Genomic DNA, 15,809 nt, shown 5'->3' on the forward strand with positions numbered 1-15,809 from the left:
TTATCGGAAATTAAAGGAGGAAAAATGCCATGAGTAAGCAGGAAGAAATCAAACAAGCGTTGGCGGCAGCTACACCGGGGCCTTGGTCCGTATATCAGTCAAGAGTGGGAGCGAATCAAACAGAAACTTTGATTGGCACTGAGTATGATCATCCTCAACTAAAGTCACCAATCAGCATCGTTGGTCATGCATTTTCAGTCGGAATTGAGTACACATACATCCGCGAGGAAGATGCTGAACTGATCGCCAAGGCTCCTGAATATATCGCTTATCTACTCAAGGAGCTTGAAGAGGCACAACGGAGCAAAGATGTAATGTCAAACTACCTCAACGAATTGATGCATAACACATCAAATATGGTTGTCGCTTCACAGATTTACAACGTACTGCGTGAGGCTGTGGGACGAGATGATTTTAATCCGGTCATTCAAAAAGGAGATAATACATATGAATAATTTTGCAATTGCTAGGGATTTTGAAGAGGGTAAAACAGAATTTCTACGAGAGGAATCAGGATCAGATTGTTACACAGACGATATCGGGTGTGCAATTATGTATGACGAACATAGCGCAATTCGAGAACTGATTGATGATGAGTATCCTATCAAATTGAAATATGATATTGAAGGTGGAATTGAGGGTTATGAACGAGTAAAACTGTGAATTAATAATAGATCATACCAAGGAGGGATATACAGATGATCAGATGGTTTAAGAGATTGATATGCAATTACAGAGGACACAAGTGGGAAACGTATACCGTTAGCACGGGTTACTACAGCTACGACATTGAACAAGCAGGATATTGCACACGTTGTAGCTATGACACTCACGGAGAATACGAATAGGAGAGGATACATAAATGACACAAACATTGAGCCGAGAGCAGGTACTGGTGATGGAACCAGTGGAAATTGACCGCTATATTCATACGAATTTGTTTGATGGTGAAGATTTAACAGAATTTAAGTATAAACATGTAACTTATACAATACCCGACAGACGTGTTTTTGTTAAAGAGACTGATACAGGTGTGACATGGAGAGAATGTCTAGCCTACTCTTTAGAGATTTCATCTGCGTGGGAAGTTGAAGAGAAGATCAAGGAACTGAGGTTACAGGCTAAATATTGCATAGCATTAAAGCAGGTCGTGATTGGCACAGGTGAGTACGTTGGAATGTTTGATTATATCCACGCAACACCTGAACAACGTTGCAAAGCTGCGTTATTGGCTGTATTGGACATATAGGGGGATATAAATGAATCAATATCTTATATGCTTTAAGACAAAGTCTGAATGGGAAGTTGGTCTCATGTTTAAAATAGATGTTTCAATCAATAGACCTAATAACCCATCCGATGATGAGGTCATCAACGACTATCTGAAATTGAATTATGGCGAATCTATTGATTATGAAACTCTTCAATGTCATGTATTAAGCGATGTTATACATATTGATCAAGACTATTGTGTGGAGACTTAATCGAATTAAAATTCAAAAAGGGGTTGGAGATATAAATATGAAGATTATAGATGTGGATAAGCTGACTCAATGGATCAATACTGAGAGGATGGAATTGGATTCAGGAGGTCAATCAGCATATAGTATGATTTTGAAGGAAATTGAAAGCAGAACTTTTGATTTATCTGATCGTTATATTGGAGTCGATGACAGTAATGGCAAGAAGATGTGTGAGGGCAGCATTATAAAAATCACTTTTGATACTAACTATTCAGAAAAAGAATATTACATTGGAGTAATTGAATATGGAGCAGATCGAGGATATCCAGCTTTTGATTTGGAACCTTGGATAGATTGCGAAATGAATGCAATTAGCTGGCTTAAAAGTGAGAGTGATCCATCTGTAATAAAGTATGAAGTGATTGGAAATATCAAAGATAATCCTGAACTATTGGAGGTTAAACAATGAATCAAACAAGAACAGAATTGGAAATTGGACAATCTCTATGGATTAACAGTTCAAGTTTCTATAAAACAGAGCCCGGAGTAGATGAATACATTATTGAGAAAATCAACAAGACGAGTGTCTATGTGATGAGGAAGGGCGGTAGTTACTTATTACGTCTCGATAGGAAAACATTGACTGCTTCAGAAATGCCATTCTTTTATAAAGCATATCTTAGTGGGAGTCAATACTGGTTAACAGTAGAAAGAGCAAAGCAAAAAGAAGAATTGTTAAAAAGTTTAAGCTCAAGATTAAAACTAATGAGTCTTAAAGAGCTCCAAGAGTTCAAAGAACAAGTCGATAATTTGTCTGTGAAAGTCTAGTTTTAAATAGATATAAATTGGGGGAAGGCCAATGCTAAGAATTAAAGAAGATTACTTCAGAAATATTATAAAAAGCATTAAAGATAGAACATTGAATTTTGATGCTGAAGGTGGATGTGCCTGTGGACGGTTAGAGATTAAATTAAGCGATCATTTGTATTTAAGTGTGTATCGAAGTTGTCGTAAATCGAATTCAACTCCAGATGATAAATTATGGAATATTGAGAGTGTTGAGTTTTATAAGAAGCCATTTGATGAATTTGAAGAAGATTATCCCACTTCAGTTAAAATGAAGCTTTGCAAAGAACAAGAATACATATTGATCGATGCTTTAAGAGCAGTAACTGAAGAGGATTGGGGAGAAGAAAATAGATGAGCTACTTACAGATGACAATGAATCAACTTTCGAATATTTTGCATAATGTTTCACAGCATCCGAGTGAGAAAGGGTGCAATGACGCTCTAAACAGTATTAAGCAGATCCTTAAAGATTACAATTATGCGGGTGGAGAAGTAACTATTCAAGATTACAGAGATAAAAATCCATGGGGGAAAATGAAGGAGGGTTCAATTTGACAGAATCAACATTTGAGAAGCCAATCACAGTAACTGTTGATGCATTATCTTATTTATCGAAAGTATTGAAAAATGGACTGAAAAAGGATTTGCAAAAAAATCAGAAATTATGTGACGACTGTTCAGGAACTGGACTAGAAATTACAAATCAAATATATGGACTATCCAATGATCCAGATAAAAGAAAACTCTTTCCGTACGATAATCAATACATAATCAGTTGCAGACACTGCTACTCAGGAGTAGTCAATCTGTGTAAATTTTGTAATGAGAAATTATCACGATTTAATGATTGCGATTGTCCTGAAGCACTGAATGAAAAAGGTATTGAAAGAGCAACAAGAGAACAAGAAATGTGGGATAAAGCAATTAAACTAGATCCGTCCGATGATATTGCCAAAAAAATGGGGATGTATCAATCAGATGACTATCCATATAGCGATGGATATTTCGCAAGTTTTGATGAATTTATTGAGTCATGGGAAGATAATCATGAACCAGAAGATCTGAAACCTATTTATGTATGGGGTACTCGCTCAATCAGTTTGTCGCTTGATGCTGCTGATATCTTAGATCGAGAGTCTGAAGATTTACATGAGGACGCATTAGATAACATTGAAGGAAAAGATGAGCTACAAAAGTTTCTGGATGAGTGGTGCTCAAAACAAAAATGGACAACTACTTATTACGGTGAGAACAAATATGCAATTAAGATTCCTTGGGATAACTAAATGGAGACGGCGATGAAATATCATATCACTCCAAAGCAAGCTAGAGAAGTAACAGAAGAACAATTTTACTCTTTCTTTAATGAAATCGTACCTCGTAGTAATTGGGCTAGCTATCATTGTAGAAAGATGGATATTGGTAAGATGATTGACTACTTGGACGAAGTAACAGTTGGTAGAAGTATTGTAGATAGGAAATGGAATGTGTGTACTTTTCTTACTGATAGACACTATGAAGGAAAAGAATTAGTCGATGCCTTATGGGAAGCGATGAAAGAGGATATTAGCGAATAGCTACATAGCAAACAGGGGGTTATTAATTGTTCAATGCAGATGTAATTCAAATATACCATCAACACTATAGTGAAATTGAGAATTTTATTGATCAAATCATTTCTTTTCATGGTCGAATCAATAATGAGCACTAAGAAATTGAGAATATTTGTTCTGTGGATGTAGGCTTCAAAATCGAAACAAGTGTATTTACATATGGATGGGGAGATATATATAAAGATATTTATATACCTTTATCACTATTTACAAATAATGATGAATACAAGAAATTACAAGAACTTGCAGAAGAAGCAGAACAGAAAAGGATAGAACTAAAATCCAAAGAAAAACAAATTGAATTAGAGAAGAAATTAAAAGAAGCCAGAAAATTCATTGAGAAACATGGATAACAATGATGTTTGTAAAATACCTGTTTTAAAGAGAAAAACCACCCAGTTAGGATGGTTTAGGCTAGATAGTATTTAAAAGAAATTAGTAGAAATGCAGTCGAACAAGTTGTAAATGTCCTCAAAGTTATTAAATACAAACTTAGAAACTTTATTGCTTTGAATAGTAATATACACCCGTGTACATACATAATTAAAACAATTGAATACTTTTTTCATAGAACTAACCACCTTTTAGTAAGATGATTAGTAGTAGAACTGCATTCAAAGTTTTTTTAGAAATCGCTCGGATTAACGAAATGAAATGGAATACCGAGGCAGATTTGATCGTAATTTTGTACAATAGTTGAACAATACAACACTGTGTAAATTTGTTCTGGAAAGTAAATAGATAAAAATGGTATTTAAAAACCAATAGTCACTCTGAAATTAAAAAATAGAAAAGGGAGAAATGATTATGACACTTGAAAACAGCATTAAAGATACAATCACTAAAAAGCTTGAGGATGGAACTGTAGAGAAGTTGATTGAGCAACAACTTGAGAAAGGTGTAGTAAATGCACTTGAAAATCTATTCCGCTCATATGGCGATGTCACAAAGATTATTGAGGATAAAGTTAAATCGGTAATGGTTCCCTATCTTGAGTCTTATGACTATTCACAATACATAACTAAACTGGATACGGTGCTGGTAGATGTACTTCAAAACTCAGCACTTGAGAATAAGCAACTTCTTAGTAATTTCAAAAATCTTATGATTTCAGATGACAAAGTAAAGCAATTGAATGTATCGGATCTCTATAAGCAATGGATGAGCTATGTATCTAAGAACATTGATACGAACAAATTAGAGGTTGATTACGATGATGGCGTTAGTTATGAATATGCCGAAGTTACATTAGAGGTAGATTATAGCGAAGAAAGACTTTGGGGTTCGTATGAGTACGCTAACTTGATTTTTGAATGTGAGAAAGATGAAGAGATGAATCAGTCAATTAGATTGCATCGCTGGAAGGAAAGTAAAGACAAAGGGTGGAACATTGAGCGTCATGAAGTAAAAGATATAAAATCTCTTAGACACTTAAATGATTTTGAACTCTTGTTGATGAAGTTGAATCAGAACTACACAACCTTAAATATCGATGTCGAGTCAGATTCAGATTGTGTTGAGGTTGAAGCAAAACCAGAGCCGACATTTAGTTAATACATAGTCTTAATGAAACACTTGTTTTAAAACAAAAAAAAGAGCAACCACACCAATTAAGGTAATGACTGCTCTCGTTTAAACCTTCGTCTATTGTAGGTATATTATACGTTTTACATAAAATATCGTCAACACAAATACATAAATAAGGGCATGCGCCAGAGTTGCATGTGTAATAGGTAGAGAAAATGAATTTTAACATGATGCTACAACAATATGATCCGAATTTTGACAATGAAGCAATGATTAAGGTAGCAAAAGAAACAGATAACAAAGAGTTGAAAGACAGAGTAATCAACAACAATATTCGTGTCGTTGTAAAGCTGGCGAACCAGTGGAAGAAATCTGGCTATAGAGATGATTTAGATGATTTGGTCAGTTTAGGTCTCTATGGTTTGATTGTTGCATTTGATACCTATGATACTTCAAAGGACATCAAGTTTGTTACTTATGCTAGTCGAATTGTATGGATGGAGTTTGTGAAAGCAGAACGCTATAAACACATGAAGTGTCGTGGATCATTTCAAACGGTAAGTATTGAAACACCAATAGGAAAATCAGGTGATGGAAGCGATAAAACAATTGCTGATATTTTATCAAACGAAGAGTTTTCAAAGTTCAGTCAGATCGAAGAGGATGAATTCAATAACCAACTTGTTGGACTTATAGAAACAAAACTTAACGAAAAAGAACGTGTAGTTGCTCAAAAATACTTTTTTGATGGTATGGGTATATCAGATATTGGAAAAGAGATCAATCAAACGAGACAAACAACTCATTTTCAATACAAAAACGTCTTAAAGAAATTAGCTCCAGCGTTTGCATAATACATAGAATACATAGTTTAAATGAAACTTATATTTCACATAGAAAAGAGGAGAATCTTGAGCAGAAATAAAATTATTAAGTATTATGTTTATGACAATATTACATATAAAATCACATATAAAAATAATTCTGAGTGGGTTGAGAGAGTAGGAGTAATTCATAGTCACAATGTGAAAATCAAGAAGAAGCTATGCCCTTTGGTGTATCAGACTGTATTCAACGTTAATTACTCATTGAATATTGGAAAAAGTTATATCGAAGAAGCGATTAATGATTACTTTGGGGAGGAAAATGGGAATGGATAATCGACAACTTAAATATCTTTTCTATTCAGAAGAGATGGAGTCAATCAGGCAAGCCTACTACAATGAAGCTTATAAACAAGGCAAGTTTGATGAAGCAGCAAGCAAAGGCCACACTAAAGAAGTATTCAGTTGGGATGGCGATGATTACAGTGTTTGGAAGGACAGAGTTTGGTATTCAGATAAAGATCAGTTCCATATTGCAGTAGAAGGATACATGGGATTTGCAAAATTAAGTCATGCAATTAACAGCTACGAAAAGTTTAATGTAGAGTTTAAAAAATACATAGAGCAGCATGGAGGATTAAAAGAAAGACATACTGGTGGATGGAAACAAGTATATAGGACAAATGAAATTGATATATCTTTTGAAGGTGAATCTTATTGGATCTTTCTTGGTGGACATAAATCAGAAGAATTAAGCGATCTTTATTGGTATATGTGCGATGTTATTGAGCAATTAAAAGGTATCAATGTATGAATGAAAAGTGGATAGTAATATCATTTTGGGATCATAGAACTGAGTCGGGTTACTCAATAGAAGAATTCTATTCAGAAGAAAAAGCTTTAGACTATTCAAAATCTATAGATGAAGAAGATTTATATTGTGTAGCAAAAATCGTAAGTCAGTAAAAGATGCATTTGAATTGAAAAGGAGAGGTTCATATAGTAAATATAATTTTCAATGCTTGGTTGGCTCTATGTTTAATCTTCAGTCTGGTTGTATTTATACGTGTGGTAAAAGGCAAGCTGGTATTTACTTGGGGTCACTTGTTGTGGCTCATGATTGGGGCAATCATAGTGATTATTCCTTATCAAACATTTATATATGTACTAACGGAGAAAAGATGAAAAAAGTAAATAAGCACTTAAGCATATACGGCTATAAACCGTCAGCAAGACTAAACAGTAACACCGACTTTTTATACTGTCGGAACTGTGAATATACACCAAAATTCACATCAACTAAAGAGTATTTTGTGCCATCTAAGTGGTATCAGTTTTCAAATTGCTTAGATACATGTACATGGATTATTTGTTCAGATTGCTACACACCTTTAGAGGTAAAGGAGGATAAGTAAATTGTCAGTTTGGTACACATCGGACAGCCACTTCTCACACAAGAACATTGTTCAGCATGAGAACAGACCATTTAATACAATTGAAGAGATGGACGAATACCTAATTGAGCAATGGAATCAGACAGTGAATAATAACGATACAGTATATCATCTTGGTGACTTTGTATTTGGTGGAATCACTAAATGGGAAAGTATCGTGCCAAGACTAAAGGGAAAGATTCATCTTACAATTGGTAACCACGACAATGCCAACGCAGTAAAGAAAATGGCTCATCACTTCGAAGAGGTTGAAAATATGATTGTTAAAAAAATTGATAAGCAGCATCTATTCCTATTCCACTATCCAATTGAGATTGGATTAACACCAAATGCTTATTCGATTCATGGACATATTCATAGTAGATCATCGAATTATGTGAATCAGATCAATGTAGGAATTGACAGTTCATTTACAAGAGATACTGTTGGGTTTGGTAACTTGATTCCCGAAGAGTTAATTTTAGAAGACCTGAAGGTTAGAAAAGAACAATTGTTAGAACTACGTTCAAATACAGAGTAGAGGTGCTAAGCTATCCTAGTATACAATTATAATAAAATAATAAATATGAGATTTAAAAATGGATTGATTGAGAAAGAAGATTATGATAAATACATAGCAAAGTTAATTGAATGGCAATTGAATTATGACTTAGAATACTACCAGTCTGAGGATGATCCATTTTAATTAGGAAGGTAAATACATATGATAAAACTAAATGACAAAGAATTGTTCGAGCTGTTCGATAAACATTTGAGAGTATTCTATCCGGCTTTTAAGGATAAGAAATTGAACATGGAGTACATCTTCGACCAAAAAACAGTAACATATGATTATATACTAAGAAGACTTCACTTCAATAGTTTCATTATCCGTTTTCAGTTTGACGGAGACGATCTAAGAAAGTTCACATACCATGAGGCAGTCAGCATGATCAAGAAAGAGTATCCTGAAGCTAAAGTGAATTTAGAATTATACATAGAAAACAAGTTAAATGGCATAGCTAACCCAAGTAAATATCATGAGGTTGTTCAATTTTATTGTGACGTAGAAATCGATGATGTTGAACTGTCTGGAGACCAAATTAGTTCGATGATTGACCTTGCTTTGGATACTCGCAGCGAAAAGTGTAATAATCACGAATGGTTGAGGGAATTATCCTTGAGCTATCAACGTTTTTTGAAGCACAGTTCCCGATGAAACATCAATTTTACAGGAAGGGGCCAGTGAGACATGCTTAAGCGTATTGTAAGTAAGATTCACAAGAAGGAGTATCTGAAAAGTGTCATAGAGATGTATTTCGTTATGTATTTGGCACTGCTATTATCAGTGTTAAATATGGTATTGCTCATTTATATAATAATAAAATAACACTATACAAAATAAATATTAAATGATACAATCATTCTTATAGAGGCTACAAATGTACACAAATATACCAAACTATCTAAGATGGGAACCAATGTGTACATGACTTTAGAGGAGGTTGTATCACTTTGAGCAATATACTGAACTTAGATCTGGGTTTTAAATGGACCAAAGCAGAAAGAGACGGAAAATTTTATCGTCAGCCTACAATAGTAGGAGAAGCAAAAGACATGTTTGATCAAAATATTAAATCAGATCATTTCGTCTATAATGATGAACTATTTGTGGGGAATGTTGCACTAGAATTCAGTGACATAAAGTACTTCTCACTAAACAACAAAAAGGCTGAAGCTGAAACTAGCGATGTTGTTATGAAGACCACTTTGGGATACTTAGCAAAAAAAGATAAGGTGAGTTTGGTCAGTGGACTTCCCATTAACTTTTACTTCACACAAAAAGCTCCATTCGAAGAAAAACTACTTGGCTTAGCCGATCAAGGAGAATATAAAATTCGCAAGGGTAAAGGGAAGAGTTACCCAGTGCAACCCATCGTCGAAAGGTGCAAGACGGTTCCACAGGGTTTGGGCATTACAATGGATTATTTACTAGACGACGATGGAAAGATCGTCAGATTAAAAGAAGCAAAGAAAAAAATACTTACGGCAGACTTAGGGTTTTACACTCTAAACTTATTGGGATTTGATAAGTCAACAATAATGAAAGAGTCAAAAAGTGTATTGGTTGGCGTCGAGAAAGCTTACACATTGCTGCAAACTTACATACAAAAATTAACTGGGCATACTCCTGCAATTTACGAATTAGACCCATTCGTGATTTCAGGCAGATACCAAGGACACAACATCGTCCCTTTGATTAGAAGAGCATTTAAATCATTAGCTTTACAGATTAAGAATGAAATTGAAAGTCTGAATACGGAATTCGACATATATTTAATTGCTGGTGGAGCTGCTCGATATATCTTTGATTACTTAGATCTACCTAATAAAGTCTTGATGGATCAGTTAGCTCAAGTGAGAGGATACGGGAAGATAGGTAAAAAATCATGGAAATAGCGGCAAGAGCAAGATTAAGACCGATTAAAGACGAGGATCTACGCGAAGTATGGAAAAACCTGCCTCCGCACGAAGATAAGAGTGATGTTGTAAGGAAAGCACTTAGGTTGCTATTCTTTGGTAGTACACCTTACTTACACAACTCTCATTCGAACCATCCAACTATTAAAGAAACTGTTGAATTCATTATTCAGAGTGAACAGGAACAATCAGAGGATACAGAATTATATGAGGAAAAGTTGGAAGAACTGTTCGATTCATTTTAATGTAGGCTTCGGCCTACTTATACATAGATTGTGAGGAGTGTCGAATAAGTATTTTGCTGTTGAATCACCAGTATACTACTTTAAGAAGGTGATAAGAATATATCCTTTAATAATAAAATAATAATGTAAAATAAATATTTGATTAAGAATGAGGAGGGTGACTTAACCAATTGTGTAATCAATGCGAGTCTATTCTACTCCACAATCACTCAGATAGAGGATCAAACCTCAAACTACGTGATACGACAAACAGAATAGATGATCTGATACAAACCGCCAATGATATGGGACATAAGGGTGTAGCATTCACAGAACATGAATCAATCTCTTCGCATGTGAAAGCAATACAAGCAACAGAAAAATTAAAAAAAGAGGGTAAGATCGATAAGGACTTCAAACTAATTCTAGGCAATGAAATTTACCTAGTGGATAGTCTTGAAGAAGTAAGAGACAACTATAAATCAGGTGGAGTCACCAAGTTTCCGCATTTTATTTTATTGGCTAAGGATGAAATTGGACACGAGCAGATTAGACACATGAGCTCAGTAGCTTGGGGTCAATCTTATTTTACAGGGCCAATGCTAAGAACTCCAACAGTTAAAGATTTTCTTAAATCTGTAATTGCTAAAGATCCCGGTCATTTAATTGCTTCAAGTGCATGTCTTGGATCTCCTCACTGTATAGGACTCTTAGAAATGAAACGCTATTTAGAGGTGGGTGATTCAGAAAAGGCAAAAATAGCATATCAAAAAGTATGTGATTTCACAGATTGGTGTATAGAAGTATTCGGTAAAGAGGATTTTTATCTTGAGTTGCAACCTGCATACAGTGAAGAGCAAATTTATTGTAATAAGGAATTACTCAAGTTGGCTGATAATTTTGGACTTGAATACATAGTTACAACAGACAGTCACTATCTAAGACCAGAAGACCGAATTGTTCATAAAGCGTTCCTGAATGCTAAAGAAGGTGAACGTGAAGTTGATGCCTTTTATGAAGCCACATTTGTGCAGAATCACGAGGAAATAAATGAACGATTAAATTACCTGAGTCATGATGTAATTAAAAGAGCACTTGATAACACTATGGCAATTGGACAAAAAATTAAAGACTATACGATTCTTAAACCAACTGTTATCCCAAAAATTGAACTCCCTGATTTTCAACTTAGAGGATTATTCAGATCAATTTACAGCAAATACGAATACATAAACAAGATGGCTCATGCACCCAATGATCAGGATAGATATATTGTTAAGTTGATTGAAGATGGATTTTATGAACTAATGCCCTACAATACATATAGTAAAGAGAAATTACATGAAGTAGCAGGTCGAATTGATACAGAATTAGGTGAACTGTGGAAAATCTCAGAGAATCTAAATCAATCTATTGCGAGTTATTACATCACAACACGAGAGATTGTTAATGTAATTTGGGATGATGATTGTGGAAACAGTTTAGTTGGTCCTTCTCGTGGCTCTGCTGCTGGCTATCTGATTTGTTTTTTGTTAGGTATTACACAAATAAATCCTCTCGAATATGGTATTGAAATGCCCCATTGGAGACATTTAACGTCAGAGCGTCCCGAATTTCCCGATGTGGATATAGATACAGAAGCGGCTAAACGGAATCAAATCTTCAGACAACTAAAGAAATACTTTGGAGAGGATCGAGTATTACAAGTTTGTACTTTTGGTACTGAAGCCTCCAAATCAGCAATTCAAACAGCAGCTAGAGGTTTGGGAATTGACAGTGACACGGCAATGTATGTTTCGGGATTAGTTCCATTTGAACGTGGAAGTAGTTGGACATTAAACGAGTGTGTCAATGGAGATGAGGAAAAGGAAAGAAAACCAGTAACAGAATTTATTAACGAAATTAGTAAACATGAGAACTGGTTACAGGTTGCAATGAAGATTGAGGGATTGATCAATAAACGTAGTATTCATGCTAGTGGAGTTATTGTATTTAATGAAGAGTATTATAAAACTAATGCAATGATGACTGCCCCAAACGGTACGCATGTTACTCAGTTATCGCTTGAAGATTGTGAAGCAGTTTCTAATATGAAATTTGATCTACTTACAATAGAAGGTTTAGATAAAATCAGGGTTTCATTAGACAAGCTGATCGAAAGAAACTTAATGGAATGGCAAGGAAGTTTAAGAGCTACATACAATAAATATCTACATCCAACACAGATTGATATTGCAAGTCCAAAGGTCTATGAGCTTATTGGTGAAGATAGTATTACAGACCTTTTTCAGTTTTCAACCGAAATTGGTGTACAAACTGTAAAAAGAACTAAACCCACAAACCTGATTGAATTGGCTTCAGCAAACTCATTAATGCGTCTGATGGGTACTGGTCATGGGAAAGAATCACCGATTGATAGTTTTATCCGATTTAAAAATGATATTTCGGAGTGGTACTCAGAACTACATAAGCATCAATTGAATAGTGATGAAATTGCAACTATGGAGAAGCATCTGCTTAAACTTAATGGTGTAGCAGACACGCAGGAATCAATTATGCTGCTGTCAATGGATGAGAAGATTGCTGGTTTTGGTATCAAGGATGCAAATAAACTACGTAAAGTAATTGCAAAGAAAAAAGCGGAAGAAATTGAAGACATCAAGAACACTTTCTATGGTAAGGGATTGGAACTTGGAAATCGAAGAGAAATTATAGACTATGTATGGAACGTTCAGATTGTTCGACAGCTTGGATATTCCTTCTCAATTCTTCACACACTTGCATACTCTATTATAGCCCTTCAAGAAGCTAACTTGAATATAAACTACGATCCAATCTATTGGAGAACGGCCTGTTTAACTGTTAACTCAGCATCAGTGGATGACAGTAGCAATGATGAAGATGAAGAAGACCACAAGTCACAATCAACGAATTACGGTAAAATTGCAGCAGCCATCGGTAACATGCAAGCAAGAGGTGTGAATATTGGTTTGCCTAGTATCAACAAAGCAGGATTTGGTTTTGAGCCTGATATAGAGAATAATCAAATCATCTTTGGTCTCAAAGGTATTAATGGAATTGGTGATGAAGTCGTTCAGAATATTATTAGGAATAGACCATATTCAAACTTTAACGATTTCATTGATCGAATGTACAAAACTTCTGAAATAAAGAAATCACAGGTTATTCAACTTATTAAGGCAGGTTGCTTTGAGGAATATGGCACTAGATTGGAAATTATGAAAGCATTTGTTGGGCTACTATATACACCAAAAACCAAACTTAATCTTCAAAATCTTAATGCTGTTATTGAAAATAAATTGATCCCCGATGGTATGGAAACTTACAGTAAGACTTTCAACTTTAGAAAATATGTAATGAAAAGGGTATTTAAAAAGGAAGACAAAGAAAAATTCTATGTTCTTGATAAAGTCTCTACTCCATACTACTATGAACACTTTTCAGGTGAAGGGATTGTTGATTACAGTGGCAACTTCCCAGTGATCAAAGAGTCAACCTTCAAAAAGGAATATGACAAGAAAATGGAAGGAATAAAAGAGTGGCTGTCAACTGTAGAAGTCTTAGAAATGTTCAATAAAAAAATGTACCAAAATGAATGGAATACATATGCAGATGGGCCAATTAGTAAGTGGGAAATGGATTCACTATCATTTTACTACACAGAGCATGAACTTAAAGATATTGATAACGAGAGATATGGCATCACTAATTACGGAGAATTATCTGAAGACCCAGTTGTAATTGGAACAATAGAATCACGCTACGGAAGCAGACCAAAGTTTAAGCTTAGTACAATAGCAGGAACCGTATTAGATAAGGACAAGAATAAAAATACAGTTACATTATTAACAGTAGATGGAGTAGTCACAGTTAAGTATTATGATGGGGCATTTGCGAACTACAATAAGCAAGTATCAAGACCCAAGTCTGACGGCTCGAAAGAGATTCTTGAGAAAAGTTGGTTTACTCGTGGAAATAAACTTGTTTTACATGGATATCGAAGAGGATCACAGTTTAGACCGTATAGATATAAGGACTCAAATGTGAGGCATACTACAATGCTTATCGATAAGATTGATAGCAAAGGAAACATTAAAGTATCCCAAGAGAGAGTAAAAGTATAGGAGGATTATATATGGAGCACAAACTCAGCAAGGAAAAGATGGAACAGATTATCGGTAGGGAGCTCACTAAGACTGAATATGAGGAAGTAGTTGGAACTGTTCTTATTCAACTTTTGCATGAGCAGAATGGAAAATCAAATGGATAGATTCGAAAGCGAGTATTACTATATCCACTTTCCAGACCCACAAGAGAGCATCATTCAATACTCAAATTGCTATGGATGCAAAGAAGTAATAAATGTAGGTGAAGAGATATTAGATGTGTATGGAGTATGTGTGCATGATACATATGATTGTTTATTTAAAGCAGTAGAAGCTAAACGATTAATTGCAGGAGAGGAATGATTGATTGAATCTTATTGAGCACGATATGAACTTACATAAGCAAATTGAGAAGTACACGTTGGACAAGCTGAAGGAATATTTAGATTTGGACTATATGAACATTGAGAATTACGAGAAAGCAACAGCTAGAGAACAAGAATTGACTAAGATAAAATTAGAAGAAATGAGACAGTGGATATGAGTAAAATATATCTTTACGGTTTTGATTTAAGTATGGAGTGTACAGGAGTAACTATCTTTGATTTGGATAGTTTAAACCCAGTACTGGTTACAAGTATTTCAACATCACATTTTAAAAAGTCTGCAACTCATGGACAAAAACTTAAATACATAGAAGATGAAATAATCAATATCCTAGAGGAGTACCCTCCGTATATCATAACAATTGAGCGAGGTTTCAGTAAATTTAATTTGAGTACACAAGTCATATATAGGGTGCATGGGGTAGTCAATAAACTATTCCATCAGGTTGATCAGATTTACTATCCCCCTAAGACCGTAAAAGAAGCCATATGCAGAGGAGATGCAACAAAGAAATATGTTCAAGACACCATACATAAGCAATACTCGAATATAGAATTTAAGAATGAAGACGAATCAGATTCTTTTGCCGTAGCTCTAACATATTTAATTAAAACTGAGAAGATTGAATGGATTAAGCCATTAAGTAAAAAGAAGTGTGATACTACTAAGAAGAAGATCAAAAATTAGATATTGGTTCAGTATAGACAATTAAATAATACATAGAGATTGAATATTTAAATTTTACTTGGAAATAGATATAATTAGAGGTGATTGATCTGAAAAAACAAAATAACTCGGAAACATATGATATCCCGAACCTTGGCACTTTGATTATCAATGGGGAACCATCTGTGGAAAACTGTAAAACATTTATTAAGATT

Annotated in this window: 24 protein-coding genes; all 24 read left to right on the plus strand. The window is 34.6% G+C overall.

Annotated features, from left to right (window positions below; genetic code table 11):
• Positions 1-29: 29 nt before the first annotated feature.
• The 24 genes from IFU39_RS00350 (at position 30) to IFU39_RS00460 (ending at position 15,615) form a co-directional block, all read left to right on the plus strand.
• Positions 30-455: a hypothetical protein gene (locus IFU39_RS00350; RefSeq protein WP_192130908.1), complete on the plus strand. Its 426-nt coding sequence runs from the start codon at positions 30-32 to the stop codon at positions 453-455.
• On the plus strand, positions 448-663 hold the full coding sequence (locus IFU39_RS00355; protein ID WP_192130911.1) for a hypothetical protein: 216 nt from the start codon (positions 448-450) through the stop codon (positions 661-663). Before IFU39_RS00350 ends, IFU39_RS00355 begins: the two co-directional genes overlap by 8 nt.
• A gap of 35 nt (positions 664-698) precedes the next feature.
• Positions 699-848 (plus strand): hypothetical protein, encoded by a 150-nt coding sequence (locus IFU39_RS00360; protein ID WP_192130913.1) that lies wholly within the window; start codon positions 699-701, stop codon positions 846-848.
• A gap of 14 nt (positions 849-862) precedes the next feature.
• A complete protein-coding gene (locus IFU39_RS00365; RefSeq protein ID WP_192130914.1) occupies positions 863-1,249 on the plus strand; it encodes a BC1872 family protein in 387 nt (128 codons plus the stop codon).
• Between the two features lie 272 nt (positions 1,250-1,521).
• Positions 1,522-1,932 (plus strand): YopX family protein, encoded by a 411-nt coding sequence (locus IFU39_RS00370; protein ID WP_192130916.1) that lies wholly within the window; start codon positions 1,522-1,524, stop codon positions 1,930-1,932.
• Positions 1,929-2,291: a beta barrel domain-containing protein gene (locus tag IFU39_RS00375; RefSeq protein WP_192130919.1), complete on the plus strand. Its 363-nt coding sequence runs from the start codon at positions 1,929-1,931 to the stop codon at positions 2,289-2,291. The genes IFU39_RS00370 and IFU39_RS00375 overlap by 4 nt, the downstream gene beginning before the upstream one ends.
• 31 nt (positions 2,292-2,322) lie before the next feature.
• Positions 2,323-2,667, plus strand: a complete 345-nt coding sequence (locus IFU39_RS00380) for a hypothetical protein (RefSeq protein WP_192130921.1) — start codon at positions 2,323-2,325, stop codon at positions 2,665-2,667.
• Positions 2,664-2,867, plus strand: coding sequence for a hypothetical protein (locus IFU39_RS00385; protein WP_192130923.1), 204 nt, complete (start codon positions 2,664-2,666; stop codon positions 2,865-2,867). The genes IFU39_RS00380 and IFU39_RS00385 overlap by 4 nt, the downstream gene beginning before the upstream one ends.
• On the plus strand, positions 2,864-3,598 hold the full coding sequence (locus tag IFU39_RS00390; RefSeq protein WP_192130925.1) for a hypothetical protein: 735 nt from the start codon (positions 2,864-2,866) through the stop codon (positions 3,596-3,598). Before IFU39_RS00385 ends, IFU39_RS00390 begins: the two co-directional genes overlap by 4 nt.
• Positions 3,599-3,610: 12 nt before the next feature.
• Positions 3,611-3,889 (plus strand): hypothetical protein, encoded by a 279-nt coding sequence (locus IFU39_RS00395; RefSeq protein WP_192130927.1) that lies wholly within the window; start codon positions 3,611-3,613, stop codon positions 3,887-3,889.
• Between the two features lie 155 nt (positions 3,890-4,044).
• Positions 4,045-4,278, plus strand: coding sequence for a hypothetical protein (locus IFU39_RS00400; RefSeq protein ID WP_192130930.1), 234 nt, complete (start codon positions 4,045-4,047; stop codon positions 4,276-4,278).
• A gap of 454 nt (positions 4,279-4,732) precedes the next feature.
• On the plus strand, positions 4,733-5,479 hold the full coding sequence (locus IFU39_RS00405; protein ID WP_192130932.1) for a hypothetical protein: 747 nt from the start codon (positions 4,733-4,735) through the stop codon (positions 5,477-5,479).
• Positions 5,480-5,679: 200 nt separating this feature from the next.
• Positions 5,680-6,306 carry a sigma-70 family RNA polymerase sigma factor gene (locus tag IFU39_RS00410; RefSeq protein ID WP_206759538.1) on the plus strand — a complete coding sequence of 209 codons (627 nt, stop codon included), beginning with the start codon at positions 5,680-5,682 and terminating at the stop codon, positions 6,304-6,306.
• A 57-nt stretch (positions 6,307-6,363) separates the two neighbouring features.
• Positions 6,364-6,612 carry a hypothetical protein gene (locus IFU39_RS32630; RefSeq protein ID WP_206759539.1) on the plus strand — a complete coding sequence of 83 codons (249 nt, stop codon included), beginning with the start codon at positions 6,364-6,366 and terminating at the stop codon, positions 6,610-6,612.
• The gene (locus IFU39_RS00415; RefSeq protein WP_192130935.1) at positions 6,605-7,090 is read left to right on the plus strand and encodes a hypothetical protein; all 486 of its coding nucleotides are present in this window, start codon (positions 6,605-6,607) and stop codon (positions 7,088-7,090) included. The genes IFU39_RS32630 and IFU39_RS00415 overlap by 8 nt, the downstream gene beginning before the upstream one ends.
• Positions 7,087-7,242, plus strand: a complete 156-nt coding sequence (locus IFU39_RS00420; RefSeq protein WP_192130938.1) for a hypothetical protein — start codon at positions 7,087-7,089, stop codon at positions 7,240-7,242. Before IFU39_RS00415 ends, IFU39_RS00420 begins: the two co-directional genes overlap by 4 nt.
• 450 nt (positions 7,243-7,692) lie before the next feature.
• Positions 7,693-8,250, plus strand: coding sequence for a metallophosphoesterase (locus tag IFU39_RS00425; RefSeq protein ID WP_192130940.1), 558 nt, complete (start codon positions 7,693-7,695; stop codon positions 8,248-8,250).
• 408 nt (positions 8,251-8,658) lie between these two features.
• Entirely contained in the window at positions 8,659-8,928 is a 270-nt protein-coding gene (locus IFU39_RS00430) for a hypothetical protein (RefSeq protein ID WP_192130942.1), read from the plus strand.
• 296 nt (positions 8,929-9,224) lie between these two features.
• Positions 9,225-10,169 carry a ParM/StbA family protein gene (locus IFU39_RS00435; protein ID WP_192130944.1) on the plus strand — a complete coding sequence of 315 codons (945 nt, stop codon included), beginning with the start codon at positions 9,225-9,227 and terminating at the stop codon, positions 10,167-10,169.
• Positions 10,160-10,435, plus strand: coding sequence for a hypothetical protein (locus IFU39_RS00440; RefSeq protein ID WP_192130946.1), 276 nt, complete (start codon positions 10,160-10,162; stop codon positions 10,433-10,435). Before IFU39_RS00435 ends, IFU39_RS00440 begins: the two co-directional genes overlap by 10 nt.
• Positions 10,436-10,605: 170 nt before the next feature.
• The gene (locus tag IFU39_RS00445) at positions 10,606-14,559 is read left to right on the plus strand and encodes a PHP domain-containing protein (protein ID WP_192130948.1); all 3,954 of its coding nucleotides are present in this window, start codon (positions 10,606-10,608) and stop codon (positions 14,557-14,559) included.
• A gap of 11 nt (positions 14,560-14,570) precedes the next feature.
• Positions 14,571-14,705 carry a hypothetical protein gene (locus IFU39_RS33160; RefSeq protein ID WP_274599245.1) on the plus strand — a complete coding sequence of 45 codons (135 nt, stop codon included), beginning with the start codon at positions 14,571-14,573 and terminating at the stop codon, positions 14,703-14,705.
• On the plus strand, positions 14,686-14,904 hold the full coding sequence (locus IFU39_RS00450; protein WP_206759540.1) for a hypothetical protein: 219 nt from the start codon (positions 14,686-14,688) through the stop codon (positions 14,902-14,904). Before IFU39_RS33160 ends, IFU39_RS00450 begins: the two co-directional genes overlap by 20 nt.
• A gap of 177 nt (positions 14,905-15,081) precedes the next feature.
• Positions 15,082-15,615, plus strand: coding sequence for a crossover junction endodeoxyribonuclease RuvC (locus IFU39_RS00460; protein WP_192130953.1), 534 nt, complete (start codon positions 15,082-15,084; stop codon positions 15,613-15,615).
• Positions 15,616-15,809: the final 194 nt, after the last annotated feature.

The sequence above is a fragment of the Paenibacillus sp. CFBP 13594 genome (genome assembly GCF_014842675.1).
Lineage (GTDB): Bacteria > Bacillota > Bacilli > Paenibacillales > Paenibacillaceae > Paenibacillus > Paenibacillus amylolyticus_B.